Annotated in this window: 22 protein-coding genes; 12 read left to right on the forward strand and 10 right to left on the reverse strand. The window is 69.0% G+C overall.

The features are described 5' to 3' along the window. Window positions 1-22 precede the first annotated feature (22 nt). Together VD997_06810 and VD997_06815 are read right to left on the reverse strand one after the other, a co-directional pair. The gene (locus VD997_06810) at window positions 23-826 is read right to left on the reverse strand and encodes a hypothetical protein (GenBank protein ID HYE61689.1); all 804 of its coding nucleotides are present in this window, start codon (window positions 824-826) and stop codon (window positions 23-25) included. A gap of 9 nt (window positions 827-835) precedes the next feature. Then, entirely contained in the window at window positions 836-1,615 is a 780-nt protein-coding gene (locus VD997_06815) for an ABC transporter ATP-binding protein (GenBank protein HYE61690.1), read from the reverse strand. A 63-nt stretch (window positions 1,616-1,678) separates the two neighbouring features. On the opposite strand from VD997_06815, the gene VD997_06820 reads away from it, so the two are divergent. From VD997_06820 to VD997_06845, 6 genes are all read left to right on the forward strand, one after another. Further along, the gene (locus VD997_06820; protein HYE61691.1) at window positions 1,679-1,825 is read left to right on the forward strand and encodes a hypothetical protein; all 147 of its coding nucleotides are present in this window, start codon (window positions 1,679-1,681) and stop codon (window positions 1,823-1,825) included. Next, window positions 1,822-2,751 carry a TIGR01777 family oxidoreductase gene (locus tag VD997_06825; protein ID HYE61692.1) on the forward strand — a complete coding sequence of 310 codons (930 nt, stop codon included), beginning with the start codon at window positions 1,822-1,824 and terminating at the stop codon, window positions 2,749-2,751. The genes VD997_06820 and VD997_06825 overlap by 4 nt, the downstream gene beginning before the upstream one ends. 53 nt (window positions 2,752-2,804) lie before the next feature. Beyond that, complete coding sequence (locus VD997_06830; protein ID HYE61693.1) at window positions 2,805-3,323, forward strand: hypothetical protein; 519 nt, start codon at window positions 2,805-2,807, stop codon at window positions 3,321-3,323. A gap of 25 nt (window positions 3,324-3,348) precedes the next feature. Further along, on the forward strand, window positions 3,349-3,921 hold the full coding sequence (locus VD997_06835) for a DinB family protein (protein HYE61694.1): 573 nt from the start codon (window positions 3,349-3,351) through the stop codon (window positions 3,919-3,921). A 62-nt stretch (window positions 3,922-3,983) separates the two neighbouring features. Further along, the gene (locus VD997_06840; GenBank protein ID HYE61695.1) at window positions 3,984-4,505 is read left to right on the forward strand and encodes a hypothetical protein; all 522 of its coding nucleotides are present in this window, start codon (window positions 3,984-3,986) and stop codon (window positions 4,503-4,505) included. 17 nt (window positions 4,506-4,522) lie between these two features. After that, window positions 4,523-4,729, forward strand: a complete 207-nt coding sequence (locus VD997_06845; protein ID HYE61696.1) for a hypothetical protein — start codon at window positions 4,523-4,525, stop codon at window positions 4,727-4,729. 12 nt (window positions 4,730-4,741) lie between these two features. On the opposite strand, the gene VD997_06850 is transcribed toward VD997_06845, so the two are convergent. The 3 genes from VD997_06850 to VD997_06860 all read right to left on the reverse strand — a co-directional run bounded on the left by VD997_06850 (window position 4,742) and on the right by VD997_06860 (window position 6,892). Further along, entirely contained in the window at window positions 4,742-5,185 is a 444-nt protein-coding gene (locus tag VD997_06850; protein ID HYE61697.1) for a hypothetical protein, read from the reverse strand. 178 nt (window positions 5,186-5,363) lie between these two features. Beyond that, window positions 5,364-5,771: a hypothetical protein gene (locus VD997_06855; protein HYE61698.1), complete on the reverse strand. Its 408-nt coding sequence runs from the start codon at window positions 5,769-5,771 to the stop codon at window positions 5,364-5,366. Continuing rightward, a complete protein-coding gene (locus VD997_06860; protein HYE61699.1) occupies window positions 5,768-6,892 on the reverse strand; it encodes an NAD(P)H-dependent glycerol-3-phosphate dehydrogenase in 1,125 nt (374 codons plus the stop codon). The genes VD997_06855 and VD997_06860 overlap by 4 nt, the downstream gene beginning before the upstream one ends. Before the next feature lie 237 nt (window positions 6,893-7,129). On the opposite strand from VD997_06860, the gene VD997_06865 reads away from it, so the two are divergent. Both VD997_06865 and VD997_06870 read left to right on the forward strand, forming a co-directional pair. Beyond that, window positions 7,130-9,208: a cation-translocating P-type ATPase gene (locus tag VD997_06865; GenBank protein ID HYE61700.1), complete on the forward strand. Its 2,079-nt coding sequence runs from the start codon at window positions 7,130-7,132 to the stop codon at window positions 9,206-9,208. A gap of 102 nt (window positions 9,209-9,310) precedes the next feature. Beyond that, window positions 9,311-10,006, forward strand: coding sequence for a DNA alkylation repair protein (locus tag VD997_06870; GenBank protein HYE61701.1), 696 nt, complete (start codon window positions 9,311-9,313; stop codon window positions 10,004-10,006). Between the two features lie 54 nt (window positions 10,007-10,060). Here the strand turns inward: VD997_06870 and argS are convergent, their stop codons facing one another. Then, window positions 10,061-11,947, reverse strand: a complete 1,887-nt coding sequence (argS, locus tag VD997_06875) for an arginine--tRNA ligase (protein ID HYE61702.1) — start codon at window positions 11,945-11,947, stop codon at window positions 10,061-10,063. 233 nt (window positions 11,948-12,180) lie between these two features. Here argS and VD997_06880 point away from each other — a divergent pair, with 233 nt between their 5' ends. Beyond that, entirely contained in the window at window positions 12,181-12,516 is a 336-nt protein-coding gene (locus VD997_06880; GenBank protein ID HYE61703.1) for a hypothetical protein, read from the forward strand. Between the two features lie 132 nt (window positions 12,517-12,648). Here VD997_06880 and VD997_06885 read toward each other — a convergent pair whose 3' ends face one another. Then, window positions 12,649-13,629, reverse strand: a complete 981-nt coding sequence (locus VD997_06885) for a hypothetical protein (GenBank protein ID HYE61704.1) — start codon at window positions 13,627-13,629, stop codon at window positions 12,649-12,651. 86 nt (window positions 13,630-13,715) lie between these two features. Between VD997_06885 and VD997_06890 the strand changes: the two genes are divergently transcribed. After that, a complete protein-coding gene (locus VD997_06890) occupies window positions 13,716-14,381 on the forward strand; it encodes a DUF2231 domain-containing protein (GenBank protein HYE61705.1) in 666 nt (221 codons plus the stop codon). A gap of 359 nt (window positions 14,382-14,740) precedes the next feature. Here the strand turns inward: VD997_06890 and VD997_06895 are convergent, their stop codons facing one another. Further along, window positions 14,741-15,451, reverse strand: coding sequence for a UdgX family uracil-DNA binding protein (locus tag VD997_06895; GenBank protein ID HYE61706.1), 711 nt, complete (start codon window positions 15,449-15,451; stop codon window positions 14,741-14,743). A gap of 92 nt (window positions 15,452-15,543) precedes the next feature. On the opposite strand from VD997_06895, the gene VD997_06900 reads away from it, so the two are divergent. Beyond that, window positions 15,544-16,548: an NAD(P)/FAD-dependent oxidoreductase gene (locus VD997_06900; protein ID HYE61707.1), complete on the forward strand. Its 1,005-nt coding sequence runs from the start codon at window positions 15,544-15,546 to the stop codon at window positions 16,546-16,548. Between the two features lie 114 nt (window positions 16,549-16,662). Here VD997_06900 and VD997_06905 read toward each other — a convergent pair whose 3' ends face one another. Beyond that, on the reverse strand, window positions 16,663-17,601 hold the full coding sequence (locus VD997_06905) for a hypothetical protein (GenBank protein ID HYE61708.1): 939 nt from the start codon (window positions 17,599-17,601) through the stop codon (window positions 16,663-16,665). 266 nt (window positions 17,602-17,867) lie between these two features. Here VD997_06905 and VD997_06910 point away from each other — a divergent pair, with 266 nt between their 5' ends. Then, complete coding sequence (locus VD997_06910; GenBank protein HYE61709.1) at window positions 17,868-18,983, forward strand: cobalamin-dependent protein; 1,116 nt, start codon at window positions 17,868-17,870, stop codon at window positions 18,981-18,983. A 164-nt stretch (window positions 18,984-19,147) separates the two neighbouring features. Here VD997_06910 and VD997_06915 read toward each other — a convergent pair whose 3' ends face one another. After that, window positions 19,148-19,333: a DUF1328 domain-containing protein gene (locus VD997_06915; protein ID HYE61710.1), complete on the reverse strand. Its 186-nt coding sequence runs from the start codon at window positions 19,331-19,333 to the stop codon at window positions 19,148-19,150. Window positions 19,334-19,373: the final 40 nt, after the last annotated feature.

A 19,373-nucleotide genomic window follows, 5' to 3' on the forward strand; every position in this document is an offset into this window, starting at 1 on the left:
TGCCGACCCGCCGTCACGCTACTTACTGCCGCAGGGCCATGGGCGGCCCGAGCAACTCCTGGAGCACGATCGCCCGCCGGATTTCCCGGGGGTTGAGCACCAGGTCACGCCGCCCGATCGGGCGGGCGGCCTGCGGCTTGGCAGGCGCGGGCTCAGGCTCGCTCGTGCCGCGCACGGCGGCGGCCCGCTGCTCAATCGCCTCGACGGCGGCGCGGGTCTTGGCCTCGGCCTCGCGGTTGGCGACCTCGCGACGCTCGTTGCGGCGGCGGGAGTCGCGAGCCGTGCGGTCCCGCTCGGCCGATTCACGCTGCTTGTTCGCGGCTTCCACACGGGCCTGGCGCTCGCGGTTCTGCTGCACCCGCTGCTGACGTTCGGACTCGGCCTTAACCCGCCGGGCCGACTCCCCGCCTTCCTTGGAGGGCATGGCCGTGGGCGTCGGACGCGTGGTCCGCTCGGGCATGGGACGCGGTTCAGGCATCCGCTGGGGCGCGGGCTGGGGCGGCGGGGGCACCGTGATTGCCCCACCGGCGGCGGCGCGCCGGCGGCGGAGTTCCTCGATCTGCGCCCGCCGCTTCGCGGCCATCTCCTCCAGCGTGGCCCGGGCCGACTGCTGGGCCTGCACCTGCGGGGGGAGCGTGGGGGTCTCGACAGGGGCGCCCGCCCGCGGGCCGGTGCGGAGGGCGTCGAGCTCGGCCTGCTCCTTGCGGCGCTGGCGCTCGCGCTTCTCGGCCTGTTCGCGCATAGCCGTGACGATCTTCACGATCAGCGAGCTGAGCGCGATTAAGATCACGAGGACCAGATGCCAGTTGATGTTGAGGTTGTTCACGCCGCCCGATTATACGGGACGGGCGGGCACGAGCACCCCGGGGTGGTCGGGGGCGGCGGGGTCGATCAGCCGCTGGAAGGTGACGCCGTAGACCCGCTGGAGCAGCTCGGGGGTGAGCACGTCGCGCGTGGGCCCGCCCGCGGCCACCCTGCCGCTCGAATCGAGCACCACCACTCGGTTGGCATACCGCGTAACAAGGCTCAGATCATGCAGGACGACGACGACGCCGGAGCCCTTGGCCGCGAGGTCGCGGAGCACGTCCATGGTGCGGAGGGCGTGGCTGGGGTCCATGGCCGAGACAGGCTCATCCGCGATGAGGTACTGGGGGCCCGGGTGGCCTTCAAGCTGAGCGAGGGCGCGGGCGACCGTGACGCGCTGCTGCTGGCCGGCGCTCAGCTGCCCGAAGAGATCGCCGGCGCGATCGGCGATGTCGAGCTTCGCGAGAGCCTGGGGCACGAGCGCGTCGGCCCCCCCCTCGCCCGCGCCGTAGCGGCCCAGACGCACGACCTCCGCGGCGGTGAAGGGGAACGCGACCTGACTGTGCTGGGGGACGTAGGCCATCAGCTTCGCGCGCTCGCGGTCAGGGATTGATGCGACGGCACGCTCGCCGAGCGTGACGCGTCCATCGGCGGGCCGCACCAGGCCGAGCAGCAGCCGCAGGAGCGTGCTCTTGCCCGCGCCGTTGGGGCCGATGAGGGCGGTGACCACGCCCGCCGGGAACTCGGCCGTGACGCCCTGGAGCACCGTGCGGCGCGGGTAGCTGAAGTGAACGTCGCTGGCCGCGAGCATGGGCAAGCCTAGGGTGCGGAACCGCCGCTCAACGGACCCGGCGGGCGTCTGTACACTGCGACCATGCTTACAACCACCATGGCGCAAGCCCAGCGGCCCGCGGGGGACTCCGAGTTTGCGGTCTCCCAGCACATGGGCAAGATCGTCGGCGTTCTGCTGATCGTCATCATTGTGCTGTTCGTCGTTCAGAAGGTGAAGGGCAAGAAGTGACGACTGGCCCGCGCGTGGTCATCGCGGGGGGCAGCGGCTTTCTGGGCCTCTCGCTCGCGCGTCACCTCAGCGGCAAGGGCTACGGCGTCACCATCCTCTCGCGGAGCGTGCTGCGCCCCGGCCCGTGGCGGCACGAGGTGTGGGACGCCCGCACGGTCGGAACGTGGGCCGCAGCCCTCGACGGCGCCGACGCCTTGGTCAACCTCGTCGGCCGCACGGTCGACTGCATCAAGACGCCCGACCACTGCGATGAGATCCTCCGCTCGCGCGTGGAGGCGACGCGCGTGCTGGGGCAGGCACTCCGCGAGCGCGGCAAGTTTCCCAGCGTCTGGGTGCAGATGAGCACCGCCCACATCTACGGCGATCCGCCCGAGGCCGTGTGCGACGAGGACAGCGCGTTCGGCTACGGCCTTGCGCCCACGGTCGGGCGCGCGTGGGAAGAGGCGTTCGAGCAGGCCCTGCCGCTGGGCACGCGCGGGGTCGTGTTACGTACCAGCTTCGTGCTCGGGCGCAACGGCGGCGCCCTCACCAAGCTCGCACGCCTGGCGCGCCTGGGCCTGGGCGGCCACACCGGGCACGGCCGCCAAGGCATGAGCTGGATCCACGAGGCGGACATGAACGCGCTGTTTGAGCGGGCGATCGACCGCCCCGCCATGGAGGGCGTGTACATCGCCACCGCCCCGCACCCGGTGAGCAACCGCGAGTTCATGCGCGAGCTGCGCCGGGCCGTGCGGATGCCCATCGGCCTGCCCGCGCCGGCGTTCCTGGTCCGGCTGGGCGCACCGCTGGTGATGCGGACCGACCCCGAGCTGGCCCTCTACGGGCGGTACTGCGTCTCCCGTCGCCTCCGCGAGGAGGGGTTCCAGTTTCTGTTCCCGACACTCCAGTCGGCGCTGGGGGACCTCTTCTCACCCGGGCCGCGGTGAAACGGATGGTGTCCAGCGGCATTGTCGCGGTAGACTGGCGCGCGGAGGCCACCATGAACGAAGGCGACGAGTTCCTCAAGAAGCTGCCCGACTCCCACAAGCGCCGCCTGCTCATCCTGCGGGTGAAGAAGGCGGACGCCGAGCAGGTGAACGAGGTGCTGTCGTGGGGGGCTGACCCCAACTGGTGCACCAAGGGCGGCACGCCCGCGATCATCCGTCTCGTGCGCAACTTCACCGTGATGGCCGACGTGGTCGAGGTGCTGCTGCGGTACGGCGCCGACCCCAACGCCCGCGACCCCATGGGGCTGCGGGCGATCGATTACGCCCGCATGCGGCTGGCGAAGTTCGAGGGCAAGCCGCGGAAGACGCCGCGGCGGAGCCCGTCCCTGACCGCGGGCGGGGAGCTCAAGCTGAGCGAGCGGGAGTGGAAGTTCGTGGACCGGATGGAAGCCACCCACCCGGGCGCGGGCGAGATGTACCTGCACGAGCGGCGCAAGGCGGCGGAGAAGGTGTTCGACAACCGCGGCAACCTCGAGAAGATCGTGGCGATGCTGGAGCCGCTGGCGGACTGACGCTGGGGCGAACGAAGAGGACTCAATGGCAACGACTGACCCCACCGACATCCTGCTTCGGCACGACGCCTGGGCCACCCGCACCGTCCTGCACCTGTGCGAGAAGCTCACCCGCGAGCAGTTCCACCAGAAGTTCCCCATCGGCCTGGGCTCGCTGCACGAGAACCTCACCCACATCATCAGCGCGACCCGCCGCTGGACCGACCGCCTCGCCGGGCGCACGCCCCGCCCCATGCTGCACAGCGTGCCCAAGTACCCGCATATCCCCACCGAAGCCATGGACCGCACGCCCGCGGAGCTGCTGAAGCTGCTCGACGTAGCCGAGCGTGATCTCGCGGCCACCGTGCAGGCCAGCCGCGCCAGCCACTTCGCCGACACCGTCCACCTGGACTGGCCCGGCGAGGACGGCACCAAGAAGCGTTACACCTTCACGCACGGCGCGGTGATCGTGCACATCTGCACGCACGCGATGCACCACCGAGCCCAGTGCCTCAACATGCTCAAGCACCTGAGCGTGCCCGGCGTATCCGACAAGCTGCCCGACCCAAGCGTTACGGACTGGGTGGCGGAGGTGGAGACGCCGGCGGTGGTGGTGTGAGCACTGACCCGTCCGCTTCCGGGCCGACCAACCAAAGAGGTTCCAGCGTGAGGAAGACAGTCATGAAGACGAAGAGCACCAAGGCAGCGGCCACCAATGCAGCCTCCACCAAGGCGAAGATGCCCGCCATCGACCCGGTGTACGACCTTTCGTCGCCGCAGTTCAACATTCGCAAGTACATCAAGGCCGGGCTGGACCCTGACGGGAATGGGACTGGCGGGTGGACGCCCCTGTACTTCGCGCAGATCAGGGGCGACTGGTGGGCGATCGGCGAACTTGTGCGCCGGGGCGCCTCCATCAAACCGCCGGGCGGGTTCGTAACTCCTGTCGCCGTCGAGGTGGGCTCGTGCGGTCCGCAGTGGCTGATGGAGCTCCTGCAAAGCCGCGGCATCGACTGGAACGTGCCGAACTGGGGCAGTTACTCCGCACTCATGCTCGCCGCCATGAATGGACGGTCGCGAACGTCAAGTTCCTGCTCGAGAACGGTGCTGACCCCAATCATCAGGGCCTCGGGAAGAGCACAGCCTTGCACGCCTGCGTCTTCGTGCATCAAACGTACGAGAAGGAAGAGCGGCGCACTGTGAATGCCGTGGCGAAGTGCATGCAACTCATCGTCGACCACGGCGGCCGGGTCGATCTAAAGGACGAGGACGGCCGCACGCCCGTCGACCTCGCGCTCACCATCGCGCGGAAGCGCAAGGGCCTTGGCTGGAGCGATCCACGCCTGAAGCCTCTCGGCATCACGACGCCTAAGCCCGCCGCGTCGTCGGCACGCGCGCGACCCAAAGCCCGCAAGTCATCCCGTTGAGCCGAAGGTGCGTCAGCGCCCGCTTGGAATCGACCGCACCAGCCGCTGGAACTCCGCATTCCCCCGCAGCGAGTCCAGGTCGTGGTCCTGCAGGACCTGCTCCAGGTCCTTGAAGCCCGCGTCGATCGCCTTCGACAGCCACGACAGCGCCTCATCCTTGCGACCCAGCAGCGCACACGCGCACGCCGCGTTGTACATCGCGTCGATCTTCAACGCAGGGTTCGGGATCTCCACCGCCTTGATGTGATGCGGGAGGGCCTGGGCCGGGTGACCGGTGACGTGCATGGAATAGCCGTAGCGGAAGTGCACGATCAGGGCGTCGTAGCCGGCGTCGATGGCCGCGCCGTACTCCGCCGCCGCCCGTTCGAAGTCCTGGGCGGCGAAGGCCTGGTGTCCGGCCACGGCGTGCTCGCGCGCTTTCGCCTCGTCGACCTTCACCGACGTGCGGAGCGGCACGGAAGCACTCGGGTGCTCCGGCGCACGCTCTGCGGGGCGGCCGGCGCACCCAGCCACAAGCCCGAGGCAAACCGCGACCAGCAAACCCGTGAGCAAACGCACACCCGTGTTCATGATCAGCCTCCTAGAACGCTCGACCACATCACCTGGACGCGCCGGCAGACACTTCCCGCCGCGACTACAACCGCGGCAGCCACACGATACCGAAACGCGCCAGCAGCCCGAGCACCACCACGCCCCCAAGCAGCATCCCCACCCGCCGCAGCATCGACGCCGGTATCTCATACGGCACCTGCGCCGCCCGCTCCAGCCCGCACTCCGGGCACGTGCCCTCAAGGTTGTCGCGCATGTCGTACGCGCACCGCACGCACGCCTTACCCACCCGCGACTGGTAGTGAATGCGCTGGATGTTCTCAAGGATGACGAACAGGGCCGCGCCCGCGATCACCGCGACGCCGAGCCCCGGCAGAACGACCACCCACGTCGCCTTTGCCACCACCAGCACCAGCACCGCAAGCGGGATGGTCGCGATGGTGCACCACAGCACCACCCGTATCCAGCCCTCGATCTCCAGCCGGTGCTTCATCCCACCTTCTCGGCCTTCATCTCCCGCGCCATCAGCTGCCCGATGGCCTCAATCGGGTCCATGCCCTCGAACAGCACCGCGTGCACCGCGCTCGTGATCGGCATGTCCACGCGGTACTTCCGCGCCAGCTCCATCACCGACTTCGTCGTCGCCACACCCTCGACGACGTACGGCGAGGTCCGCAGGTAGTCCGCCAGCTTCACGCCCTTCCCCAACGCCTCGCCGCACGAGCGGTTACGGCCCTCGGGCGAGAAGCAGGTGGTCGCCAGGTCACCCACGCCCGCGATGCCGAAGAACGTGTCATGCTGCGCCCCCATCGCCAGCCCCAGCCGCGCGATCTCCGCCAGCCCCCGCGCCAGCAGCGCACTCTTGGCGTTGTTGCCCGCCTGCAGGCCGTCAACGATCCCCGCCGCGATCGCGATCACGTTCTTCACCGCACCTGCGAGCTCCACGCCCAGCATGTCCGGGTTGGTATAGATCCGCATCCACGAGTTGCCGAACAGGCACTGCACCTCGCGCGCAAACGCAAGGTCATCGCTTGCCGCGATCATGGCCGCGGGCAGGCACCGTGACAGCTCCGCCGCGATCGTCGGCCCCGACAGACACGCGTACCGCCGCGGCCTCGCGTCCGGGTTGTCCTTCCCCGTCTGCCGCAGCACATCGGACACCACCTGCGTCGGCCGCAGCAGCGTCATGTTCTCGATGCCCTTCGCGACGCTCAGCACCCCCGCCCCCGCGGGCACGTGCGGCGAGAGGCGCGTCCACACATCGCGGATGTACTGCACGGGGATCGCCGACACGATCAGGGAGGCGTCCGCCACCGCCGCGTCATCCCTGAGCACCACCTCCACCTCATCAGGCAGCCGGAACCCCTCCAGACGGGGGCTCTTGCGCGTCTGGGACAAACGCCCCAGTTCGACATCATCGTGCCCCCACAGCTTCACCCGAACCGGGCGGCACAACGGCCTGCCCCCCGAGGGCTCCACGTCCGTCGGCACCGGCCCCGTCCCCCCCGCCGCCAGCAGCCCCGCGCACACCAGCCCCATCTGCCCCGGGCCCAGCACCGTCACCACCGGACGGTCATCATTCTGCGAACTCGCGCGGCCTTTGCGCTGGGCCATGGTCAGGCTTCCTGTTGAGGGGAGGGCGCGCCCGCCCTTGAAGACACCCCGATCAAAACCCGGCTCGAACCGGCTGATGGGGCAGGGCGTAATGGTACCGGTCGCCCGCCCGCGCCGTCGGTATCCCCATCCACAGGACACCGGCGGCGGAGGTTGCGATACTGTTAGCCCCCCGCGGCCTTCTCGCCGCGGCCTGTAGTTCCTCTGGTTCATGGATCGACTGGAGCAGCCCCGATCATGGCTCACGATCACGCCGCCGCCGCACCTCACGCGCACTCCCACAAGCATGACCACGTGCACGACCCCAGCGACCCCACGTGCTGCTCGCACCACGAGATCTCCATCGAGCGCTGGATCCTCTTCACGCTCGTGGGCGGCATCCTGGTGCTCGCGACCACCATCGCCACCATCTTCGGAACGGGCAGCTCGGAGATCGCCAAGCTGCCGGCGATGATCGGCGCGGTGCTCCTCGCGATCCCCCTTTTCATGGCGGCCGTCACAGAGCTGCGCTCGCTCAAGATCAGCAGTTCCTCCCTCGCCGCCCTGGCGATCGTCGCCGCCCTCGCCATCGGTGAATACACCACGGCCGGCTGGCTCGCCTTCATCCTCGTCGTCTTCGGCCAGCTCGTCCGCCGCAGCGCCAGTGGCGCCCAGCGGGCCATCGAGCAGCTCGTCAAGCTGACCCCCGACGTCGCCCGCGTCGTCCGCAACGGCGCGGAGCTCGAGGGCGTTTCCCTCCGCGAGATCAAGGTCGGCGAGATCGTCCGCGTGCGCTCGGGCGAGAACCTGCCCGTCGACGGGCGCATCATCACCGGCCGCTCCACGCTCAACCAGGCCTCGCTCACCGGTGAATCGGCCCCTGTCGAAGTCACCGTTGGCGACGCCGTGTACGCCGGCACCAGCAACCTCACCGGCAACATCGACATTCAGGTGACGCAGGTGGGCGCCGACACCACGATCGGTCGCGTGACGCAGCTCATCCGCCAGGCCGAGCAGAGCCGCACCCCCCGCCAGATGCTCATCGAGCAGGTGGCCAGCTTCTTCGTGCCCGTCGTCCTCTCCGTCGCGGCCATCGCCTGGTTCGTGATGAGCCAGTCGAATGACCCGGCCGTCAAGCGCGACGCCATGCTCACCGCCGTGACCGTGCTCGTCGTCGCCTGCCCCTCGGCCCTGCTGCTCGCAAGCCCCTCGGCCATGCTCGCGGCCTTCGCCGCGGCGGCCCGCCTGGGCATCCTCATCAAGCAGCCCAACTACCTCGAGGCCGCGGGCAACGTCACCGCCGTCGTCATGGACAAGACCGGCACCATGACCACGGGCAAGTTCCAGGTCACCAAGCTCGCGCCTGCGACGGGCGTCGAGGGCGCCGAGCTCCTCACCGCGGCCGCCAACGGCGAGCAGCACAGCAACCACCCGCTCGCACAGTCCATCCTCACCACCGCCCGCGCCGCCCGCATCGCCGTGGACGGCAGCACCAACACCGAAGAGATCCACGGTCGCGGCGTCCGCGCCCGCACCGGGCTCGGAGAGATCTGCGTCGGGCGCGCCTCCTGGCTCATGGAGCTCAACCCGGGCATCCGCGCCGAGGTCGAGGGCGTTGAGTCCAAGATCGAGGGCATGACCGGCGTGCACGTGATGAAGGACGGTCGCTACCTCGGGGCCGTGGGCCTGGAGGACACCGTCCGCCACAACACCAAGCACGTGGTGCAGCGCCTGCGCGACCTGGGCATCCGCTACATCGCCATCTTCACCGGCGACCGCCTGAGCGTCGCCAAGCGCGTGGGCGCGAACGTGGGCGTTGACGCCATCGAGGCCGAGTGCCTCCCCGAAGAGAAGCACCAGCTCATCAAGGAGATGGTGAAGGGCGGCTTCCGCACCCTGATGGTGGGCGACGGCATCAACGACGGCCCCTCGCTGGCCGAGGCCGACGTCGGCGTCGCCATGGGCCTCGAAGGCTCCGACATCGCGGCCAACTCCGCGGGCGTCGCACTGATGAACGACGACCTGTCGCGCATCCCCTTCCTCATCGAGCTCTCCCGCCGCACGCGGGCGATCACCTCGCAGAACATCGTGATGAGCGTGCTCATTGCGCTGGTGGGCCTGGTGCTGGCCGCGACGGGCAAGTTCACCAGCATCGGCAGCATCGGCCTGCCCCTGGCCGCGTTCTACCACTTCGCGGGCGACGTCTTCGTCATCGGCAACAGCTTCCGCCTGTTCCGCTTCGGCGAGGACCACGCCGCGGCCGAAGCCCCGGCGGAGGCGCCGGTGCTGGGGCGTCGCGCGGGCAGCGCGCGTGGGCTGGCGGCTCAGAGCGCCTGAGCCGTCATGGGTACCCCGTCTCCCGAGACGGGTGTTCGAGGACACTACCAAGGCCGTCCCGCAGCGGGGCGGCCTTTTCCATGTCTGTATCCTCCTCAGTGCATGAACACCCGCGACGCCCTCGCTCTCATCGAGCAGCACGCCGACCCAAAGGTGGCCGCTGGGCTGGACCGCTTCGGCATCACCACCGGCCTCCGCGTGCTGGGCATGTCCATCCCAACGATGCGAAAGCTCGCAAAGCAGATCGGCCAGGACCACGCACTCGCCCAGAAGCTCTGGGACAGCGGCGTCTACGAGGCGCAGTTCATCGCCTGCTTCATCGCCGACCCCGCCGCCCTCACTGTCAAGCAGATGGACGGGTGGACGAAGTCCTTCGACAACTGGGCGACCTGCGACACCGCGTGCTTCTGCCTCTATGACCGCTCGCCCCTCGCATGGGGCCGCATCGAGCCGTGGGCGAAGTCCAGGCACGAGTTCGTCAAGCGCGCCGCCTTCGCCACCCTTGCCGGCCTGGCCGGTCACGACAAGTGGGCGAGCGACGAGCAGTTCCTCGCCTTCCTGCCGCTGATCGAGCGCTGCGCCGATGATGATCGCAACTTCGTCAAGAAGGGTGTCAGCTGGGCGCTGCGGGCGATGGGGGTGCGCCGCCCCTCACTCCGGCCCGCGTGCACCGAGCTCGCCCAGCGCCTCGCCGCCTCCGACAACCCCACCACTCGCTGGATCGGCAAGGACGCGCTGGGGGACTTCGCAAAGGCGAATGCGCGGAAGAGGTCCAAACTGACGCGCACATCTCCGTAGGTCAGATAGGACCTAGAGGACGTAGGGGCCCTATCAGACCTACTTGACCTGCCCCTACATCCGCTCCAGAGTCGGAATCCCCAGCACGTGCAGCCCATCCTCCAGCACGCGCCCCGTCACCGCCGCCAGCTTCAGCCGCCCGCGCCGCTGCTCTTCGGTCTCGGCCGCCAGCACCGGGCAGTTCTCGTAGAAGGCGCTGAACGTCGACGCGAGGTCGTACAGGTACTGGCACATCCGGTGCGGCTCGCACAGGTCCGCCACGCTCCGCACCGTCGCCGGGTACCGCAGCAGCGCCAGGGCGAGTTGCTTCTCCGCCGGTGCGCTCACGCTTGGAGGCGTGCTCTCCCAGCCGCCGGCGACGCCGCGCTCGGCCGCCTTGCGGAAGATGCTCTTGATCCGCACGAGGGCATTGAGCAGGTACGGCCCGGTATTGCCCTCGAACGAGAGCATCCGGTCGAAGCTGAACATGTAGTCCTTCACGCGGTCGGTCGACAGGTCCGCGTACTTGAGCGCGGCGATGCCCACCGCCTCCGCGATCTTCCGCGCCTGCTCGGGCGCCTCCTCCGGGTTGCGCTGCATCACCGCCGCGGTGGCGCGCGTGATCATCTCCTCGATCAGGTCCGACAGCTTCACGCTCTCGCCCGACCGCGTCTTGAACGGCCGCCCGTCCTCCCCCAGCACCGCGCCGAAGCCCGCGTGCTCCATCACGGCGTCCTCGCCGGTGCCCGCGTTCTTTGCGTACCCCGCCCGCTTGCTGGCGAAGAACACCTGCCGCAGGTGCAGGTTCTGCCGCAGATCCACGGCGTACACGATCCGCTCCGCCCCCAGCTTCTGCACGCGCCGCCGCACGGCACAGATATCCGTCGTCGCGTACAGGTACCCGCCGTCGGTCTTGCGGATCAGGCACGGCTCCTTGATCCCGCCCCACTCGGGCTTGTCCAGCCGGATCACCAGCGCCCCCTGGTCCACCTCCGCCACCCCCCGCTGCTCCAGGTCCGCCACCATGGGCGAGAGCTCATCGGCGTAGCTCGACTCGCCCGCGTTGTGCGCCTCCGTCACGGCCACATTGAGCACGCGGCAGACCGAGAGGCACTCGGCCATCGTCACGCTGTAGATCTTCTGCCACACCGCGTACGTCGCGGGCTCCTTCGCCTGCAGCTTCACCAGCGTCTGCCGCGCCTCGATGAAGTTCTCCGTCGCGCCGCCGACCTGCGCCTCCAGCTCCGCCTCCGCCTTGGGGCCCAGGCCGTACTTCTTGACCGCCTCCAGCCCCGCGAGGTCGCGCTGGCACTCCTGCTGCGCGGTCTTGTACGCACTATCGAGCTCATCAAGCGTCAGCGTGTCGATGTTGATCTTGCCCGCCGCGCTCAGCTTCATGAGACGTGCGGTCACCATCGCGATGGGCAGCCCCCAGTCGCCCACGTGGTTCTGCCGAATCACCTTCTCCCCCAGCCGCTCGAACGCCCGCGCGATCGCATCGCCGATCACCGGCGACCGGAGGTGCCCCACGTGCATCTGCTTCGCGAGGTTCACGCCCATCAGGTCCACGACCACCGTCTTCTGACGCGCGGGCTTCTCGATGCCCAGCCACGGCGTGTCCATCTGCTGCACCAGCGCCGCCAGAGCATCGCCCCGCAGCCGGATGTTGATGAACCCCGGCCCCGCGATGGACGCGGGGGTCAGCGCCTCCGCGATATCGCCGATCTGCACCGAGGCAACGATCTTCTCCGCCACCTCCCGCGGCTTCATCCCCAGCTTCTTGGCCAGCCCCATGGCCACGTTGGACTGGTAGTCGCCGAACTCCGGGTTCTTGCTCGCAGAGATCGCCGGGTCGGCATCAGCGGCCTGCGGGAACGCCGCCGCGATCCCCGCGCGGAACCGCTCCCCCAGCAGCTGCACAGGGTCCTTGGACGACGAGTTCGCACCAGTGTTCTCAGCCATAGGGGGCGATGATAGGTGCAGGTTCGGGGGCCGCAGACCCTGCGTGCCATGGCGACGTCTTCGTCACTGTGTCCTCCCGCTCCCTTCACCTTCACATCCCCGACCCGTCAGACCCGCCCCTCGCCTTCCGCTCTCCGCTTTCCGGTTTCCGGTTTCCGGTTTTCCCACACCCCCTCCACCGCAACCCTTGCGCGTTGGCAACCACCAACTCCCCCGCTACCTTGCCTTCACGCATGGACGCGTCACCCACCCCACCATCGCTGCCGTTCCACATCGCTCGGGCCTACGCGCCGTCGACGCCGGTCCGCCCTGCGCCCGCCGCGCCGATCACCACCGCCAGCGGCGTAACCGTCCGCCCCAGCGGCGACTCCGTGCAGCTCTCCGGCCACCGCCCACAGCCGCTCCAGCAGAACGTCGCCCGCCTCGCCGCTGCGAAGGTGCAGCAGACGCCCGACTTCGTTGCCCCCGCGCCCACGCCCGGCACGCTCCCGATGTACCGCCACCCCGCGGACAAGAACGCGGCCGCAACCGGCGTGCAGGTCGGGCGGGTGATCGACTTCAGCGCGTGATTCCTGTCCTGGGTACCCCGCCGCTCCGCGGCGGTCTTCTCGCGACAGACTAACGGGTGCTGAAGTTGTGCGTGCTGCGTCAGACCATGCAACAGCGGAGGCCGCCGCGGAGCGGCTGGCCACCCAAAGCCGTCACTTCTTATTCAACTCCGCCGCCGTGAACATCTTCCCCGTGCTGTCACGTTCCCACGTCCAGCTCGGCCCGTGCTTCTTCTCGTAGAACTCCCACAGCTCGAACCAGTAACTGCGGAACGCGTGCCGCCCCATCGGCGCGAAGTGCTCGTGGATCTTCTTCATGATCTGCGCCGAGCTCCCCGTCATCCCCAGCACCGCCTTCCCGTGCCGCACGCTCTCCGTGTCGCAGGGCAGCCGGTGGTACCGCCCCAGCAGCTGCAGGATGTTCGCGGCCGCGTAAGGCCCGATCCCCGGCAGGTCGATCAGCGCCTCGTACAGCGGCTCATCCGGTGTCGCCGGGTCTTCCATCCACCCGACATCGATCCCCCCGCGCGACTTGGGCAGCGTGAACAGCTTCGCCAGCTCCACGATCCGTGCATCGCGGTAGCCCACGCGGCAGCGGGCCCGCAGCGTCGCCGGCCGCGTCCGCGCCAGCTTGGTCGCGGACGGGAACCCGTGCCGCTTCCCGCCCTTCACCTCGACCGCGTCACCGAGCACCTCGCAGATTCGCCGGTTCATGTTCACCGTGTTCGGCCAGGTGACGTTGCAGCTCGTCACCGTCTTGATCACATCCTCGAAAAGCGTCGGTGACCGGAACAGCCGCCCGCGCCCGATCCCAGCGAAGCGCGGGTCGCTGGCGTGGAACTCGCGCAGCGTCGATGCATCCTCATCCAGCCGCAGCATGCGGGTCAGCTGGACCGTCAGCTCCTTCTTTTCTTCCTTCAGAAGCGCCCGCCCCACCTTCACCGCCAGCTCGCCCCCAGCCTTCTCCTGCGCCACCTCCACCAGCGCCGGCCCATCCCCCAGCGTGCACACCCGGCTGAACACCCCCGACCTGGGGTCCCAGTGGTTGGGTGCCAGCAGGAAGTACCCGTACGAGCACACATCCCGCCGCAGCAGGTAATCACCCGGCGTTTTCAGCTTCATCCGCGTCGCCATGCCGACACGGTAGCCCCCGCCGCAAGGCCAGTTTCACCCCCCGCAAACCTCGCGCCCTTCAACTCTGGTCGCCACGGGAGGTGTCCATGGAAAGCAGAGCCAAGGTCGCGGGACATCCACTCCATCAGATGCTCATCGTGTTCCCGCTGGGCCTGCTGGCCACCTCGCTCATTTTCGACATCATCTACCGCTTCAACGGCAACGGCCGCCTCGCCGATGCCTCGTACTACATGATCATGGCGGGCGTGATCGCCGGGCTGATCGCGGCCGTGCCGGGCGTCATCGACTGGCTCGCCATCCCCGCCAACACGCGGGCAAAGGCCATCGGCCTCTGGCACGCCATCGGCAACGTCATCGTCCTCACCTGCTTCGCGATCAGCTGGGTCATCCGCAACAACAACGACACCACCGCGCCCACCAACGGCGCCCTGACAATGTCGGTGCTCGGCGGCGGCCTGGCCCTGGTCACCGGATGGCTCGGCGGCGAGCTCGTTGATCGCCTGGGCATCGGCGTTGACCCCGGCGCCCACGTCAACTCGCCCAACTCAATGGGCGGACGCCCCGCCTCCGAGATCGACATGAACTACGTCACCGCGGCCGAGAACCGCTCGCCCGCCTCCACCTCCACCACTGCCGTCACGCCGGGCCGCGGGGCCATGGGGCGTGCCACGGAACCAACCGAGCGCCGGACCGACATCGGTGCGGCGCGCCCTACGACCCAGGACACCGACCGCGGCGGGCCGCCGGTGTGATGCCACGACGGCACCCGCGGACGGACGTCCGCCCTCAGCTCCGCGGCCGCACCCGCCGCTGCAATCAGGAAGACACGCCAGGCGAAGACACGTTCGGAACAGGCGAAGGCGGCGAGCAGACGATGAACTGACACGCAGCAGAAAGATCAACCAAGCTCTCTCTCTCCAAGCCCCCCTGGCCCTTGCTGGGGGGCTCTCTTTTTGGACATCAAGTGACGTTCGCAACGAGCCCCGAACGAAGTGAGCGGGCGGTGCTGCCTTTCGCGCGGAAGGCTCCTTACGCCCGTGCGTCGAACACCCGTCACTTCGTTCCGGGCTCGTTACGGACGTCGCTGCCTCAACTCACGTCACCGTTCAGCTCACGCGCTCTTCCGCGCTCTTCCCACCATCACCCCCGCCACCACCCGCAGATCCCGCACCAGGCCCGCGTACGCCTCGCGTCGCTCCTCGCTCGAGGGCTTCCGCAGGATCGCCGACGGATGCCCCGTCGCCAGCACGAACTTCGCCCACTGCGTCCCCTCAATCAGCTTCCCGCCCTCACGAGTCACCCGGAACTTCGCCCCCAGCAGCGACTGCGCGGCCGTGGCCCCAAGGGCCACCACCACCCGCGGCCTCACCATTGCGATCTCGCGCTCCAGCCAAGGCCGGCACGCCTGCGTCTCCCTCGACGTCGGCTTGCTATGGATTCGCCGCTCGCCCTTCGGCTCGAACTTGAAGTGCTTTACCGCGTTGGTTACGTACACCTTGGACCGGTCGATCCCCGCCTCCTGCATCGCCTTGTCCAGCATCCGGCCTGCTGGCCCCACGAACGGCCGTCCCTCCCTCTCCTCGACATCCCCCGGCTGCTCGCCCACGAACATCACCCCGCCGGCCCGCTCGTTCCCCTCGCCGAACACCGCACGCGTCCCGCACTTCCAGATCCCGCACCCGCGGCACACCAGCACCGCCTTCCGCAGCACGTTCAGCGAGACCGCCCGCGCCGGGATGTACGCCTCCGCCGACGGCGCCTCGCCGCCCGACGGGAACTCCGGAACCTCACGCGCTCCACCCGGCTTCCCGCGTCGTTTCATTGCTTCACCATGCCTGTGTGGTACGAAACGGGCATGAGCCAGCGTGTCCTGAACTTGCCTGCCAGCTGGACGTCTGGAGGCCGCGTGCCTTGATGCACTCTTCTCACCCGCCCTCTCCCCCGCGCGACTTCGACGTCCTGATCGTCGGCGGCGGCCCCGCCGGGCTCTCGGCCGCGCTGGTGCTGGGCCGCTGCCGCCGCTCCGTGCTGGTCATCGACGCCGGCCACCCGCGCAACTACGCCTCGCGCTGGGCCCACAACTACCTCACCCGCGACGGCATCCCGCCCATGGAGCTCCTCCGCCTGGGGCGCGAAGAGATCGCTTCCTATGGCGTGCAGTTCAAGCAGGGCGTCGTCGCCAAGGCCGACTGCCTGAACCCCGGCTACAAGGTCGAACTGCTCAGCGGCGAGTCCTTCACCGGCCGCAAGCTGCTCCTGGCCACCGGCGTCACCGACGTCCTCCCCGACATCCCCAACCTCGAGGCCTTCTACGGCCTGGGCGTGCACCACTGCCCCTACTGCGACGGCTACGAGTACGCCGACCAGCCCATCGCAGCGCTCGGCGAGCCCAAGAAGGCCCTCGGCTCCGCCATGAACCTGCGCACCTGGTCGCCCCACATCACCGCCTGTTCCAACGGCCACCGCTTCAACACGCTCCAGCGCCGGCGTGCCGCCGAGCTCGGCATCACCCTCCGCCCCGAGCGCATCGTCAAGCTCGAGACCATCACCGGCGGCACGCCCGACGCCCCCCTCTACGGCGATCCCAAGCAGGACTTCAGCGTCGAGCACCACCACGAGCCCCACCGCCTGGCCCGCATCGTGTTCGAGTCCGGCGACCCGCTGCCCGTGGCCGCGCTGTTCTTCAACACCGACCAGGTGCAACGCAGCGACCTGCCCTTCAGCGTCGGGTGCGTGCGTAACGAGAAGGGCGGCATCCACCGCGACAGCCGCCAGCGCACGCAGGTCAGGGACGTCTACCTCGCCGGCGACGCGTCGCGCGATGTGCAGTTCGTGATCGTCGCCGCCGCCGAGGGCGCCAAGGCCGGCGTGGCGATCAACGCGGACTTTCAGAAGGAAGAGCGCGACGTTCGTTCGTAACAGACGTTCGGAACGAGCCCCGAACGAAGTGAGCGGGCCGGGTATTCAGCGTCGCCGTGCGCGCAAGCACCCCTCACTTCGTTCGGGGCTCGTTACGAACGCAACCGTCCTCTCTCACCGCACCATCTTCTCGAAACTCGCCGTCGCCGCCTCCGCGCACCGCGCGGTCGCCGTCGCGTTCCCCGTCACCACGCCGGGCTGGAAGGCATCCAGCCGCACCGTCGCCTCCTTGCTCTCTCCTGGCAGCAGCGAGCCGAAGTCCCACGTCAGGCGCTCCATGTCCAGCGCCCGCGCGTTGGGTGACAGCGTCGCGTTCACCGTCGTGTTCAGCGCCTCCACGTTCCCGGTGTTCGACACCCGCAGGTTCACGATCACCATGTTCGAATCAGCCGACGGCTCCGTCGCTTCCAGCACCAGGTTCAGCACCGGCTGCCCCACCACCATCGCCGTCTCCACGGCCGTGGTCCGCACATCGGGGTCCGTGCTCACGCTCGTCAGAGACAGAAAGCTCCCCGGCCGCTCCGCCCGCACCGGCACCGTGATCTCGCGCGTCCCGCCCGCGGGCACCAGCCCCACGTTCATCGACACCCGCGTGTCGCCGTTGGCCACCCGCAGCCCCGGGGGCAGCGTCGCCTGCACGTACGCGTCGGGGGCATCCATCCCCGAGGTGTTCGTCACCAGGAACCGCACCGGGATGTCCTCGCAGATCAGCCCCGACGCAGGCGTGATCACCTCCACCCGCAGCGGGCTGGCCGCGCCGCGGTCGACGACCACCACGCTCGGCTCCCGCCGCACCACGCTGGTCTCCTCCGTCACCACGGTGGTGTCGCGCACCGGCGCCACGGTCGTCGTCCTCACCCTCGCCGCCTCATCCGCGGCGCTGGTGCGGTACACCGCCATCGTGTCCCCCACCCCAGTCGGCGTGATCACCCGCTCATCGTCGTAGCGCTCCTCGTAGTACCCCCGGTTGGGCTGGCAGCCTCCCACCAGCGCCACGAGAATCCCCGCCCCAACCCCCATCGCCACCGGAACGACGATCCTGCTGGCCTTCATCGGTGCACTCCTTGCGTTTCAGGGCATCCCAAAGGGACACCCGTGCCCACCCCAGGTCGGGAGGGCCAACCGCACCGTGCCCCGTCAAAAGTTCGGCCCGGTGAATCCATCCTGAACCGGGCCTCGCAGCAGGGACCGTCGTGACCATCCTCCACGTCTGAGAACCTCTTCAGCCCGCAAACCCTTGCGGTCCCGCGGGAAGCCCCCGAATCCACGCGGAATCGAAAAGCCGAACCGATACATGGCAGCGTCGGGTATGCTGCCCGTTGCCCGGACTTGCCCCGATGGACGAGCACGACCACCAACACCTCGATTCCCACTGCCAGCACCAGTTCCTGGCCCAGCTCCTCCGGGGCATCGCACCGGACCTCAGCCTCTCCGCCGCCCGCCGCTTCTGCCAGATCGACCCCACCATCAAGGACCGCTACGACGAGGTCACCTGCCACCAGTGGCGTGACCTCTTTTCGTTGTGGGTCAACGACCTCGCCGCGGCCCTGGCGGTGTGCCGCCCCGCGATCCTGCACCGCCAGGTGGCGTGGAGCAAGTCGCTGTTCGGCGCCCGCAACGTCGCTCACGCCGACGTCGTCAACGCCCTCACCGCCCTCCGCGACGCCGTGCACCGCGAGATCCCCGATGACGACCGGCCCCTGGTGGCCGACTACATCTCCAGCACCATCGCCCACCTCAGCCAATGCCCCGGCTGCCCGCCGTGCGAGCTGGACCCCGACTGCCCCAAGGGCACCCTCGCCCTGCAGTACGTCGTCACCGTCCTGGAGGGCGACCGCCGGAAGGCGAGCGACCTCATCCTGGGCGCCCTTCACCGCGGCCTGCCCATCCGCGACATCTACCTCACCGTCCTGCTCCCCGCGATGCAGGAACTGGGCCGCATGTGGGAGCGCAACGAGATCGACGTGGCCGAGGAGCACTTCTGCACAGCGACCACCGAGATGGTGCTCAGCCAGCTCTACACCCACCTGCCCCGCGCCCCGCACAATGGCCGCACCGTGGTGCTGGCCGCCACCGAAGGCAACCATCACCAGATCGGCGTGCGCATGGTGGCCGACTTCTTTGAGATGGCAGGCTGGCGCTCGGTCTTCCTGGGCGCCAATGTTCCGGGCCACGACCTCGCGCTCGCCGTCGCCGACTTCAACGCCGACGTGCTCGCCATCGCCGCGTGCCTGCACGCCCACCTGCAGAGCGTGCAGGACGCCATCGCCATGGTCCGCAGCTGCCCGGAGGCACGCAACGCCCGCATCATCGTGGGCGGCCGCGGCTTCGAGGGCACGGACGGCCTCTGGGCCGACATGGGCGCCGATGCACTGGCCATGAGCCCCGACGACGCGGTCGCCCGCGCCGGCGAGCTCGTCACGGCCCGCGCCTGATCAGTTCAGCCGCAAATGCCGAATGTCGGATGTCGAACGTCGGTGCGTCAGAAACGCCAAACCGACATCGCACATCCGACATCCGACATCGATCCGAAGGGCGGTCCTCCGTGACCTGCCCATCGATTGGCTGCCGCCAGGCGCTCCCAACTCGGGAGCAACGATCACACGCCCGGCGGACGCGTCCCGCGACCCACGGCCAGGCCCCACACCAGGCTGACCAGGAAGATCACCAGGAACACGAAGAACAGGATGCGGGCGATATCCGTCGCCGCGCCCGCGATCCCGCCGAAGCCGAAGATCGCGGCAATGACCGCAACGATAAAGAACACAATGGCCCAGCGGAGCATCAGACACCTCCGAAAAATGTTCTCCCCACGGCCTCGAACA

The organism is Phycisphaerales bacterium (assembly GCA_035627955.1).
In the GTDB taxonomy this organism is placed as follows: Bacteria; Planctomycetota; Phycisphaerae; order Phycisphaerales; family UBA1924; genus JAEYTB01.